Source organism: Clostridium sp. AF28-12 (assembly GCF_003435225.1).
Lineage (GTDB): Bacteria > Bacillota > Clostridia > Lachnospirales > Lachnospiraceae > Pilosibacter > Pilosibacter fragilis.
In genome coordinates this window covers 88,327-100,941 of record NZ_QWGJ01000008.1, presented here as the reverse complement: position 1 = coordinate 100,941, position 12,615 = coordinate 88,327, and the positions used below count along the sequence as shown (strand labels likewise).

General features: G+C 42.9%; 10 protein-coding genes and 1 pseudogene. 1 reads left to right on the top strand and 10 read right to left on the bottom strand.

Features of this window, described 5'->3' with window-relative positions:
* Window positions 1–142 precede the first annotated feature (142 nt).
* The 6 genes and pseudogenes from DWY93_RS08780 to DWY93_RS08755 form a co-directional block, all read right to left on the bottom strand.
* Window positions 143–1,039 (bottom strand): ankyrin repeat domain-containing protein, encoded by an 897-nt coding sequence (locus DWY93_RS08780; protein WP_015552623.1) that lies wholly within the window; start codon window positions 1,037–1,039, stop codon window positions 143–145.
* Window positions 1,040–1,154: 115 nt separating this feature from the next.
* Window positions 1,155–1,619, bottom strand: coding sequence for a hypothetical protein (locus tag DWY93_RS08775; RefSeq protein WP_117470055.1), 465 nt, complete (start codon window positions 1,617–1,619; stop codon window positions 1,155–1,157).
* 302 nt (window positions 1,620–1,921) lie between these two features.
* Window positions 1,922–2,149: pseudogene (locus tag DWY93_RS08770) on the bottom strand (site-specific integrase); the annotation flags it as partial.
* A 2-nt stretch (window positions 2,150–2,151) separates the two neighbouring features.
* Entirely contained in the window at window positions 2,152–3,198 is a 1,047-nt protein-coding gene (locus tag DWY93_RS08765; RefSeq protein WP_147324199.1) for a hypothetical protein, read from the bottom strand.
* Between the two features lie 129 nt (window positions 3,199–3,327).
* Entirely contained in the window at window positions 3,328–4,218 is an 891-nt protein-coding gene (locus DWY93_RS08760; protein ID WP_117470057.1) for a Fic family protein, read from the bottom strand.
* A gap of 34 nt (window positions 4,219–4,252) precedes the next feature.
* Window positions 4,253–4,870 carry a Fic family protein gene (locus DWY93_RS08755; protein ID WP_117470131.1) on the bottom strand — a complete coding sequence of 206 codons (618 nt, stop codon included), beginning with the start codon at window positions 4,868–4,870 and terminating at the stop codon, window positions 4,253–4,255.
* A 316-nt stretch (window positions 4,871–5,186) separates the two neighbouring features.
* Here DWY93_RS08755 and DWY93_RS08750 point away from each other — a divergent pair, with 316 nt between their 5' ends.
* Window positions 5,187–6,263, top strand: coding sequence for a P1 family peptidase (locus tag DWY93_RS08750; RefSeq protein ID WP_117470058.1), 1,077 nt, complete (start codon window positions 5,187–5,189; stop codon window positions 6,261–6,263).
* 110 nt (window positions 6,264–6,373) lie between these two features.
* Here DWY93_RS08750 and DWY93_RS08745 read toward each other — a convergent pair whose 3' ends face one another.
* The 4 genes from DWY93_RS08745 to DWY93_RS08730 all read right to left on the bottom strand — a co-directional run bounded on the left by DWY93_RS08745 (window position 6,374) and on the right by DWY93_RS08730 (window position 12,614).
* Window positions 6,374–6,694, bottom strand: coding sequence for a nucleotide pyrophosphohydrolase (locus DWY93_RS08745; RefSeq protein WP_117470059.1), 321 nt, complete (start codon window positions 6,692–6,694; stop codon window positions 6,374–6,376).
* Between the two features lie 95 nt (window positions 6,695–6,789).
* Complete coding sequence (locus DWY93_RS08740) at window positions 6,790–7,131, bottom strand: arsenate reductase family protein (RefSeq protein ID WP_117470060.1); 342 nt, start codon at window positions 7,129–7,131, stop codon at window positions 6,790–6,792.
* Window positions 7,132–7,315: 184 nt separating this feature from the next.
* Window positions 7,316–11,875: a hypothetical protein gene (locus tag DWY93_RS08735; protein WP_117470061.1), complete on the bottom strand. Its 4,560-nt coding sequence runs from the start codon at window positions 11,873–11,875 to the stop codon at window positions 7,316–7,318.
* Window positions 11,868–12,614, bottom strand: a complete 747-nt coding sequence (locus DWY93_RS08730; RefSeq protein ID WP_015552632.1) for a DUF6063 family protein — start codon at window positions 12,612–12,614, stop codon at window positions 11,868–11,870. The genes DWY93_RS08735 and DWY93_RS08730 overlap by 8 nt, the downstream gene beginning before the upstream one ends.
* Window position 12,615: the final 1 nt, after the last annotated feature.

Sequence of the window (12,615 nt, the reverse complement as noted above, 5' to 3'; positions counted from 1 at the left end):
AAATCATTAAGTCCTAATTGTTCTATTAGTTTAATCTCCATAGCAACCTATAAACATATCAAAAAATTATTATTCTCTTACGAACTTAAACCTGAAAAGCAACTATTATCAAATTTTTTGAATTTATGTTAACATCAATAGATCATACTAAATACTTCTTAACTATATTTATTATTTTTTCATTTTTCGTTCTTTCAGCAATATCTAAAACACTACAATTTCTTACATATTCGTTTGAATAAGCTACTATCAAATCCCTGTAATTTTTCATAAGTTCCTCTACAAGAAAGGCATTTGAAAAACGAATCGCACTAACTAAAGGATTATCGTTCATCTCTCTACTATTAATAACAATACCTTCATCTATTAATTTTTTTGCAATTATATTATTGTTCTTTTTTATTGCCGTCATAAGTTCCAAACCGTCAAAAGCATTAATATCTATACCATTTTCAATAAGCCAAAGTGCTTCCTTTTCTTTCCCTTCTGTGATTGCATAATTAAGTAACGAACCTTCAGGGACAACTATATTTATTAAATCGTTATTCAAAATATAATCTTTAAAGCCCTCCAAATCTCCTGCCAATTCCAATACCTTAGCTATTTTTTCAAAATTTTCTTCGTTTTCTCCCCAAAAGTTTTTTTCCGAATAATTCAAATAAAATTCCTGATATTCTTCAGAATCAAAAGTCGGTCCTGTTAAAACTGCATCAATAAATTCTATTGGCGGTATATATTTTCCACTTAATATATCATCTATAATAACATTAGGAGCTGCATATCTTATTTTCTTTTTTAAATCAATGATACGTATTTCTCCAAACCCTTTTACATACTTTTTTCCATCAATCTCTGTTTCACGACATACACCATTCAAGTCGCTATTTAATGGATTCTCACAATAAGAAGTCAACTTTTCTATGAATATTGAATTAAATGTCTCTTTACTTTCCACTGTACTATCAAAATTTGTATTCCACCCAATATTGTAAGCATTTTCAAAATGTTGATAACAATACTTTGTCATATCAGAATTCATTGTTCTCTATCCTCGTATACAAATCATATATTTATATAATTTGACATAAAATACAGCTAATGATGCTTGTTTATATCCTTCTAGTTTTAATCTTTTGCCAGAATGGCTAAATAAGCTAATTACCAGTTAATGTACTCTTAAAGTCTTCATACATTTTAAAAGTAATTTTCAAAATTTCTTCTAAATCCTCATATGTTCCTATGATAGGTTTTTTTATCCTGTAATTATTATCAATAAGTCTCCTTGAATATGTTCCCCAAGGAGCCCCAAGAAGCAATTCTCCATTTTCTCTGACTATCCAAACTAAATCTACCATTCCATATCTCAGAATAATATGAACTTCCAAAGTAATCTTTCCAATTTGTTCTTCCTTGATTTTATAAAATTTTTCTTTTACATCAAACACCGGAGAATAGCCTAAATCTTGAATTGTCTCCATGACCTCTTCACTATCAATATAAGCCAAACGATTACTTGAAGGTGTTCTTTTAGCATTAAATTTATTAGACAATTCTTCATATCGCTCAATAAAGCCAATTTTAATTAGAGCATTCTTAATCTTAGAATTTAATTCTATCATTGCACTTCCTTCGCAAATTTCAATTTGATTGAAATGTTTATCCCCTTAAACTTTCCAATTCACTTAATGAAAGTCCCTTAACTAAAACGCTATCTTTCTTTGAATCGAGAGCATATTTTTCAACATCATTTAACGCTGTAAAATAATCTGCATCTCCGATAATCGTATCTTTTGTTTATATAAACTATTACTGAAATCACAATATACCATTCTGTCTCCTTAAACCTCAAGGCTTATGTACTGTTCGTCATATAACTAACAAAAGAATCTATTCCCAAAGTGCATTTATTTTATCTGGCAATATATCCCTCAGGGACTTCTTCCGTTCTCGGCAGACTGTAAACCTCGTAATAAGTACGGTCTTTTTCTTTGACCTCACTGTAATAGTTGAGGCTGTACAGTTCTCCGTATCGGAAGCAGTTTTTGTGCTGTTCGGCTTTGGCTGTCTTAAGAATTGCCGCCAGTGTGTCGCAGAAGTCCACAGTACGGATTTTCTTTCGCTTAGTCGCTCCGATCTCCGTCTTAACTCTGTTTATTTATCTGTTTGCATGCAGGAAATTCCATATTTTTGAATCATCTTGAAAAGCATGGATAAAAATTCATCTTTTCCATGTGTCAGGAATTTGAAACTGATCTTGTAAGTACCTTCCCGTGTGTACAGCCGCAGCTTCATCCATTCCGCTTTTTCCGTTTTTTCCACTGCAGCCATTTCGATTCTTTGGATGTTTCCCCAGTAAAGTTCACGTTTTCTGTGCAGTGGGTATTTGATGGTCATTTTTTCCTGTGAATACCGGATATTTGTATTGAGCATCACGACCAGGAACACGATACTGATGACTCCGCAGACAGGTGCAAACCAAAGCGCAAACCTCTGGGAGAAATCACCCTGCAGAAACTGCTGTATGATGCTGTTCTCCGCTGCTGCGGGCACCAGAGTTGCCATATAAATCAGGAGAATGCCGATGCCCATAGCTGCCAGAAGATAATACTCGGAGCCATAGCGTAGAATACATTTTTGCGGTTCTTTGTACATATGGGAACGATAGTAGCTGGCAATCTTTTCTGGGCATGTTTTCTTGATCATATCGCAAAATACATCATAATTTACCATTCCGAGCCTTGCGGTAAGAACCTTGGTTCCATCCAGAAGATATAAGTTGACTGCATTGTCAAAGTTACCGTCTACTTTTCGGATTTCCTCCCACTGAAAGGTTCTGGACTTGCGAAAGGGCTTTTCAATCCGGACTTCCCTGCTGTTAAAATAAACGCAGTCCCGACCTGCCACATTCCCGCTGAAAATCAGAAGCATGCAGCTCAAGATTGAAGTTATGACGAGCAGGCTCCACATCAGCCGCGCTTCTGCAGGTGCGCCGTCTTTTATGTAAAGTACGAGGAAAAAGGTAACAAAAAGAAGTTGGAATACGCCTACTGCATAAGCGACATACCGTCGTCCTGGCGGCTGGCATAAGATTGCCATCCCTTTGGGGATACGCGCTATCTGCCGTCGGTTTCTTCCTGTGATCAGATAAATGATTTTTGTAGTCAATAGCAAAACCAGCGAAAAGATCAATTTCTCCATGCTTTTTATTCCATCCTTATCAATCTATATTTGGTATAGAACATGTACTTACTCCTGTCTTTAAAATGTATGTCATCTAATTATCTCAAAATGCGAATTTGCCCTTTTACTTTACTCTTTGAACCACTTTTAATAAGCAATCCTAAAATAATCCAAATACTCCTTATACTTGTCCTGTTCAGTCAGGCAGGTATCGGTCAAATAGCCTTTTTCGTTGTCCCATTCCTTCAATCCACTATAATAGGACAGCTTCAAATTATCCTCAATGATAAACGGAACGATATTGTATTTCAGGCACTCCTTAAACATGATCAATCTGCCCACACGGCCATTGCCGTTCTGGAACGGATGGATCCGCTCAAACTTCACATGGAAGTCCAGAATATCCTCAAAGGTCTTTTCTTCCTTGGCGTTATATTCCGTCAGCAAGACCTTCATTTTATCGGCAGCTTCTTCCGGAAGTGCGGTTGCCACGCCGCCAACTTCATTCGGCATTGTTTTATAATCGCCTACAGCGAACCAATCTTTTCTGGAATCACTGGTACCACTTTTCAGAATCAAGTGAAGTTCCTTGATAAACTTCTCTGTCAGTGCTGCCTTTGCATGACCAATAATCATATCAATACAGCGGAAGTGATTTGCTGTTTCAATCACATCGTCCACATTCAGCACTTCTTTTTCTACACCAATGGTATTGGTTTCAAAGATGTATCTGGTCTGATCATGGGTCAAACGGCTGCCCTCGATATGATTGGAGTTATATGTTAAATCAATCTGTGTCTTATGGTAAATGCCTCCGGAATACTTACTTACCTTCTGCTCCTGCAAAATATCCAGCAAGGTAATCGGCTGTTCTTTCTTTTTATTGGAACGCTCCGGCTTCTCTGCATTTTCGGGAATATTCCAAGTCTTGCCGTTAAGAAACACACCGTCTACTCGTCCTTGAGCGCAGTAATTTCGAACGCTTCGTTCCGACACATTCCATTTTTTCGCTATTTCATTAACTGAACGATATTGCATCCATATCCCTCCACTTTTCTAACGCTAAATCAAGTTAATCCTTTGTGTCCGTCAAATTTTCCATCTTAAACACATAATAACCTTCATAGTAATAACTGTGATCAATACCCTTCATATAAATTTCTCGATCATTTACATGATCCGTAAGTGCATTTTTCAGAAGAAACTTTATTTCGATATCTTTGATAGGACTTCGCTCCATGGCAAGCAGATAATCTTCTTTATCCACCTTGCTCCAGTCAACCACATAGCCGATTTCTTTTTTCAACATCAAGTCAAGCCATATTCTTGTACTTCTCCCATTTCCCTCTCGGAACGGATGAGCCACGTTCATTTCAACATATTTTTCGACAATTTCATCAAAAGTTGACTGTGGCATTTTGTCTATATTCTGTAACGCTGTTTCCAAATACATCAGCGGAGCAAATCTAAAATTTCCTTTTGAAATATTAACCTTTCGTAATTTACCGGCAAAATCATAAATCTCATCAAAAAGACATTGATGGATCATCGCAAGACTTTTATAAGTCCCTGGTTCTAATGTCTCAAAAAAGCCACTTTCAAACATTTCAAGCGCTTTTTGCTTACTGATTCTTTCTTCCATTCTTGCTAATTCTGTAGAATCTGTAATACCTAATTTATTTTCAAGCATAGTTTCCCTCACATTCTTCATGCGATCACTTTTCCAGTCACAAATCTATTTTTATAAGTATACCATAATATCGGCAATAAATCCATTTTATCATGAAATATTCAACTTTTATTTTGCCGTGTTTAATAGTTCCTTCTTCCTATTAACATAAAAAATGGCAAAGTGCTTATCGACAACATTTCACCGTTGGATGTTGGTAAATAAAATATCCTATAAATACGATTGATGTGAAAATTCCCCTCGTCCTGTTTTTATTTCTCAAAAACTATGATACAATCATTAGAAACAGTCGACAAAATCCAAGGAGGAAAGCAACGTGGAGAAAAAACGGATTCGGGACTTCGGAATCATACCCGGAAGAGTGAAAACAGGTAAAAGAAATGCGATTACGGATGTACCTGGTGTACTGGTAGGACACTGTACTGTGAACACAGAAGAAAATCATACCGGTGTGACCGTGATCATCCCTGGACCGGACAATGCATTTGCAAATCACTATACGGCGGCAGCCTATGTCCACAATGGATTTGGAAAAAGTGCCGGTCTGGTACAGGTAGAAGAGCTTGGGACTCTTGAAACACCGATCGCCCTTACAAATACGTTAAATGTCGGAAAGGTTTGGGATGCACTTGCCGGTATCGTGATCGAGCAGTGCCAGAATGATGGGCTGGAACCAATGAGCATTAATCCGGTCGTTGGCGAGTGCAATGACTGCCGGATCAACCAGATCCAGAAACGTGCAGTTGGTGAAAAAGAAGTGCGGCAGGCTTTTGCGGCTGCTGCCGAAGAGTTCGAAGAAGGGGATGTCGGTGCCGGTGCCGGTACCATCTGCTACGGCATGAAGGGTGGAATCGGCTCTTCATCCCGCGTGATCTGTATTGGTGAAAAGGAATACACCATCGGCGTTCTGGTCCAGTCAAACTTTGGTGCAACCGAAGATTTTGTACTCAACGGAGAGGCTGTTGGTCCAAAAATTCTGGAATGGAAGCAGGAAAAGAATGATATGGCTGCATCCGAAGAAGACAAAGGTTCGATCATGAGCATTCTTGCTACCGATCTCCCATTGACAAGCCGTCAGCTCAAACGGATCCTGAAAAGAACAGGGGTTGGCATCGCACGAACCGGCGGTTATACGGGACATGGAAGCGGGGAAGTCATGATCGGCTTTACAACCGCAAACCGGATCCCATCCGGTCGCGAGGAGGAGCTGCTCCAGATATCAGCAATCCCGGAGCATGTGATCAACCGGGCTTTTCTTGCTGCGGCGGAAGCCGAACAGGAAGCGATCTTAAATTCCATGACGGCAGCAAAACAGACACGCGGAAGAGAGGGAGAGCTGTATTACAGTCTTGCAGAATATCTTAACGACAGGGAGGTCGAAACCTCAAAATAGACTTGAAGCACCATTTCCGGCATATCACCGGTTCTGGTGCTTCTTTCATTCTAAATGCCCAGCGATAACCTCTGTTCAGAATCAGTCCATTGGGCGATATCTACACTCTTTCACAAGCAATCATACTTCGCCGACTTCCCCTTCGCCTTCTCCACCGGATACTTCCTCTCGTTCATTCCCATCTTCATATTCACGATTTCATCCACGTCAAGTCCCAGCTTGTCCAAAAGGTTCTGGGAGTATACGATCACATCCGCCAGCTCCTCTTTTACATGCTGCAGGTCATACTCCTCATCGTTCCACTGGAAGCACTCCAGGAGTTCTGCTGCCTCGATGACGATGGATTTCGCAAGGTTCTCGGCAGAATGAAACTGCTCCCAGTCGCGGTCATCGGTGAATTTGCGGATTCTGTCTATGGTTTCCTGTTTCATAAAAATTTCCTCTTTTCCAGTAAATGATCTCATTTCAGTTGTGTTCTGAGCATGAGCAGATAAGCCACTCCCATCCTGCTCCTATCTGCCGCTTATTACTTCCATTCCTTCCACACCTCCGGCTGATACCCCAGTGTGGACTGTTTCCCGTTTCTTACAACCGGCGTCCTGATCACGGACGGATTTTCCAGAATCTTCTCTAACTTATCCTCATCCGCGATATACTTGATCAGTGCAAGCGTATCCTTATCTTTTCCATCCCAGTTGACCATATTTTCGATTCCGCCGTTGACCTCTGCAACTGAACGAAACTCGCCTTTGCTCATTCCCTTCTCTTTCATGTCAATAAACTGGTATTTGATACCGCGCTCTTTAAAAAAACGCTCCGCCTTCTTTGTATCATTGCACTTTTTTGTGCCAAAAATCTGTATGTTCAAAACATTCTTACTCCTTTTCTGTCCTGGAAATATGCCCTGGCTGGTAACTGTTCAGTACCCTCACAGTTACGTGCAAAAATCCATTCCAAATCGGCTGTGCCGATAGGATTTTTGCCTTCTATTCTAAGTTTTCTTACGGTCAGCGCAGTAAATGCACAGACCTACTGAACAGTTACTCTGGCTGTTACTCTTCCATCATCTCAAACAAACTCATCTGCTCCATCTTAAACTCCGACAATACCATCCGTTTCGTCTCCTCACCCTTCATATGGGTCACATCCACTCTCTGTACCCCATTCCGGATACTGGATTCGACAAGCTTTAATACATAGATATTATCAAACCGGTTGTAAATGGAATCGCCGCCTAAGCCGGAAAGACAGATCAACTGCGTGTTTGTCTTTTTTGCCATCTCGATCAGGGGTTTTAAGAGATGCTCCGCATTTGTCTGGGCAAACGGGTTGTCCATGATCAGGGTCTTTCCTTCCTCTCCGGAGGTAAAGAGATCCGTCTCATCGCGCCGCATATAGCTTAAAAGGCAGGTCAGGATCACGAAGGCGGACAGGAAACCTTCGCCGCCGGAGTTGGCGGATACCTCGGACCAGGAGATCGGCACTTCGCGCTCCGCCTCGATCTTGTACAGCCGGATCTTCACGTTCTGGATCCCAGCAACATCGTCATACAGTTTTCTGGTGGTGATCACTCTTCCCAGAAACTCTGTCAGGTTTCCATTTTTTTCGATCGTCTCGATTCCAAGCTTCACGATATTTTCAAAATAGTCATGCAGCTTCAGCCGGAAATGCTCTCTCTCCGTCTCCCAGTCAGGCACCTGGATCCGCAACATCTTCAGACTTCTTCCCCTCACAGAGATCGTAGAGTTCTTATCGATCATGCCGATATTCGCATTGATCTGCTCAACGTATTCCAGAAACATCATTTCCAGATTTTTCTGTTCGTCATCGATATGGGCGAGATCGATCTTCAGTTTTTCCAGCTGATTTTCGTACGCCTGCCGGTTCATTTCAAACTGCCTGAACAGATTCCGCGGGCTGGCTGTCTGGGAGAGCAGACTTTCGAAAGTCTTCTTAAAGTAATCATCCGCGTACGTTTTTCCGGACGCAATCTCACGGATTATCTCTGATACGTCACCCCTGCACCGGTCCAGTGCCTTGGAACTCTCCGTAATCTTCCTGCGGATCTCCTTCTGGTACCCTTTTATGACATCCATTTCCTCATTCCGCACATCCGGGATCCGCTCCTGAATGGCCAAAAGAATTTTATTCTCTCCGGTTTCCGAATACGCGTCAGCCCCACTCTCTGGAATCAGACCACCTGACGCGATCGAACGCTCCACAGACATCCGTTCATCTGCGGAACTCAGACCATCTCCAGAAATCAACTCTGCAGGAATCGGCTCATCCACATACTCCTCCACGCCTGCCGCCTGCGAAGCTATCTGTATATTTCTCTCCCGAAGCTGACTCAATTTTTTCTGATGTGCCGTAAGCTCATATTCCTTGAGATTCAGACGTTTTTCGAATTCCGTATCTGTGATCGTCTTTCTCTCTGCCGGCTGCTCATATCCGGTTTCCTTTTTCAGATTCCTCATATAGAGCGTGATCGTTGTTGTCAGCGCACCTTCTTTTCTTCCAAGAGCCGTATTTTCTTCATTCGCTTTGTTGAGTTCCCTCTCCGTCTGCTTTTTCTGCCGTTTCCATGCGTCATACTGTTCTTCCGGGCACACGAGACTCTGGTATTCTTTCTCCGGAATCTGACTGTCCTCATTTTTCTTTTTGAGCTCCGTCCTCTTCCCGCTGATTCTTCCGATCCAGTCCGTCTGTGACTTTTTAAGCTCTTCCACACTGTCCGATATCACCTTTGTCAGCGCATAGTATCTCGCTTCCAGCTCTTCCGAAGTCATCTGCTCCAAGGAAGACAAATCCCTGTTCTCCGCTGTTCTCGCGATCTCTTCAAATTCCGCCTGTTTCTTCTCCTCGCGGTCGATCTTCTCCGCAAATTCCTTCACCAGTGCCCTAAGTCCCATCTCCTGTTCCCGGAGTTCACCCAGACGCACGGAAAGCGCTGTCTGCTTCTCCGTAAGCTCATGATTCTCCTTTTTCAGGCGTTCCAGACTTGTCCGGTCCGTCTCATACTGATCATATTTTTTTAGGAGGATCTCAAACTGTACGTCCATTCTCTTTAAGCCGTCGATCTGTTCCTTTACCGTATCCGCAAGCGTTTCGATCTCTTTTTTCTCCTCTTCCAGCCTGCTCTGCTCCCGATAGATCTCTTCCAGACGTCCTTTTAAGGCTGTCCTCTCATCCTTCAGACTACTGATCTCTTTTTCTGTCTGCTGACAGAGAATTATACTGAACGTCTGATTTTCAACCACACTCCGGTAGTTTCTGTAGGTCTCAAGATCGGCGTCCTTGTCCTCCACCGCCTTTTTCAGATCTTCGATCTCCCGGCGGATCTTCTCCAGAATCTTTTCCAGCTCCTCCCGGTCAAGAAGATGTGTGTTGAACATGACATAAAAATGTACATTCCCATAATCCGCAAACCTGGGATCCACATGTTCCTGCTCCTGTTCCAGCTCTTCCTTCACGATGATCGGGATCGGGAAGCTTGTATACAATTCCTCCCCGTTCTTTTGAAACCGCTCAAGGACCGACCGCTCCATCAGGATCGAGTAGGGGATAAACGGATTCTTCTTCACAAGTTCGGCATTTTCCGTGGCCGTCCTGCCATTTTTCGAGAGCCATTCCATTCCGTATACAAGGTCGATCCCGTTCTGCTCCATATAAGTCCTGATGTTTTCCGGAAGCTCCGTGGTCTTTCCCTCTTTTAACTGTCTGAAATGCTTTTCCTGATCTCCTTTTTTCTGGATCAAGCTGCTTCTTGCGACATCCAGTTCCCTGATCTTTCCGTCAAGCTGATCCAGGATCAGATCTCTTCTGTCAAGATGTTCTTCGTCCACATTGACGTATTTCATGATCCTCAGACGTTCCGTTTTTTGTCTTTCCAGATCTGCAAGTTTCTCAGAAACATGGTCTAACTTATGGGCAATGTCATTTAACGTCACAGTTCCGTCCGAAGCTTCCTGAGAAAGCTTTTTTCGGGTTTGTTCCTGTTCCATGAGTTTCCGGGCATATTTCACCGACTTATTTTTCTTCTCCTGCAGTCCCGCATCGATCTCCTTCCGGAAAATCTCCAGCGCTCCATCTTCATAAAGCCCAAGGAGGTTTCTCCTGAGACCGGTGCTAAACTCCCGGTTAAAGGAGTCTTCCACCTCATCATAGCTCCTGACTCTGCTCTCTTTCGCTCCGATATCTCCGCTTAATTTCCGGATCTCCCGCTCCTTCTCGTCCCGCTCCCGTTCCGCATTTTCCCGGGCTCTTTCCGTTTCTGCAAGTGTTTTCTCCTCCGACTGTCTCTGATCCTTCAGCTTTTTGGCATTTTCCGAGTACAGTGCATATAACCGGCATCCGATCTTCTCGATCTCATCCTTCGATTCTTCCGTCTTCTGCAAGAGCACCTGAAGCTTCGCATCCACCTCCGCCTTCTGGCGTTCAAAGTCCTTTAATTCCAGATAGATCTTATGAAGATCATATGTATCGATCTTCCGCAGCAGATGATTTTTCAGAGAAGTGAGTCTTGTGATCTCGATCTCCTGCTGCGCTCTCTGTGAAAGGATCTCCGTTTTCTGGTCCTCACTGAGATAGATCTGGTAGGAGAGCTGTTCATAAACGATCTGTCTCTGCTCTCTCTCGATCTGTTCGAACTTCTCCTGACCGGCAGCAATCTCTGTCTGCAGCCGATCCAGTTCTTTCCGGAGCGACTTCGCATAGAGAATCATCTCCGTTCTGAGATTCACAGCGTCCCGGTCTTTCTGCGCATAATCATCAATCATATCTTTCAGCGGTTTCGTGTCCTCAAAATACTGCTCAATGATCCCCTTGCGGAGGATCTTCGACTGATTGCTCCGGTACTGTTCAATAAACTGGAATGCCAGCTTCCGGAACTCGTCGATCTTATTCTTTTCCTGATTTAATTTATCCTCGATGGGACGCAGAAACCAGTTTTCCACCAGATCCTTCTCGTCCTTAGCGTTCTGGAACAGCTCCGAAAGTCCGGACTCCTTCTGGTTTACCTTCCGAATAATGCTCTCCCATTCCTTATTGTTGATCTGATACTGGCGGAGTGTGGAAAAATACTGGCGTCTCCCGTACTGGCTCGCCATATCATACAGTCGGAAATCTCCCGGTTCATTCCTGCTGATCTCTTCCAGAAGATTTTTGCATTCTCCGAAGCCCTTCAGGATCTTTTTATTTCCGTCCTGTCGAATGATCGGAAGATTGTCAAGGTCATATTTACAGCCATTCGAATAGCTCCCGGTAAATGTGTACATTTCCAACTCTTCCGTGTCATTATCTTCCTTCTGGTTTTTCCGCACCATCATCCCCGCCAGAAAACGATCGATTCCATTGTCAAGGATCCATTCCGTCATGAGGAACGTCGGACGGTTCGTCGTAAAATAACTCTTAAACGGCCGATCTCCGAAATCCCGGTATGTCCGGTTCACAAAAAGACTCACGATCATCTGCACCAGTACGCTTTTCCCACCGCCGTTGCGCAGGGAGATCAGCGTATTCTGACCACCGAGATCAAAGGTTTCGTCGTCGATCTTTATGGTATTATTATTGTAATTCAGGTTTAAAATCCGGATCCGCGATATCTTACTCATGTGTCTCCCCCAATGTCTCCATGATCCTTGCGTAATTTTCCTTGTTCAGGATCTTGTATTCCATAATGTTGTCGAGTTTTGCTGTGGTCTTGATCATCTCATCTTCCGGGATAAAGATGATCAGCCCCTGCCGGTCCAAAAAATTACAGATAATGCTCACATATCCTTCCTTCGTATACTTTGACCGGCTGCCTGCCTCCACACTCTTTAACGATTCATAAGCTTCACTCATGCTCTTATAATCCAGAACCGTTTCGTACATCTCGGTGTAAAGATTTGTTCCATCCTGCTCTCTCTCCTGTTCAAGCGCGAGTCCCGCCTTCAACCGCTCCGACACGATATTCTGCAGCTCTCCGAGTTTCAGGAATTCTCTGGATTTGCTGGTACTTCCCTGTCCGTCATAGAATTCTGCAAGCAGCGTCAGGATCACAAACTGAGCCAGATAGTAGTCCCGGTCCGTGGCATTGGGTTTACATAATTCTTTTTTCAGATCTGCCTTCGTAAATCCAAGATATTTATTGTCGATATCCGGCATCAGATAGATCGTGGTTCCGTATCTCTCGATCTTACAATCCGCAATCTCCGCCTGATTTTTTACTAAATTCATGACCTCCTCGTGCTCCACATATGCGCGGTACAGATCATTGACTCCCGCGTCCAGATCACTTAATGCTCCATGGCACAAAAGGTAGTAAAATATTTTCTGGCTGTATGTGATCATCTCTGCTTCGTATGCCATC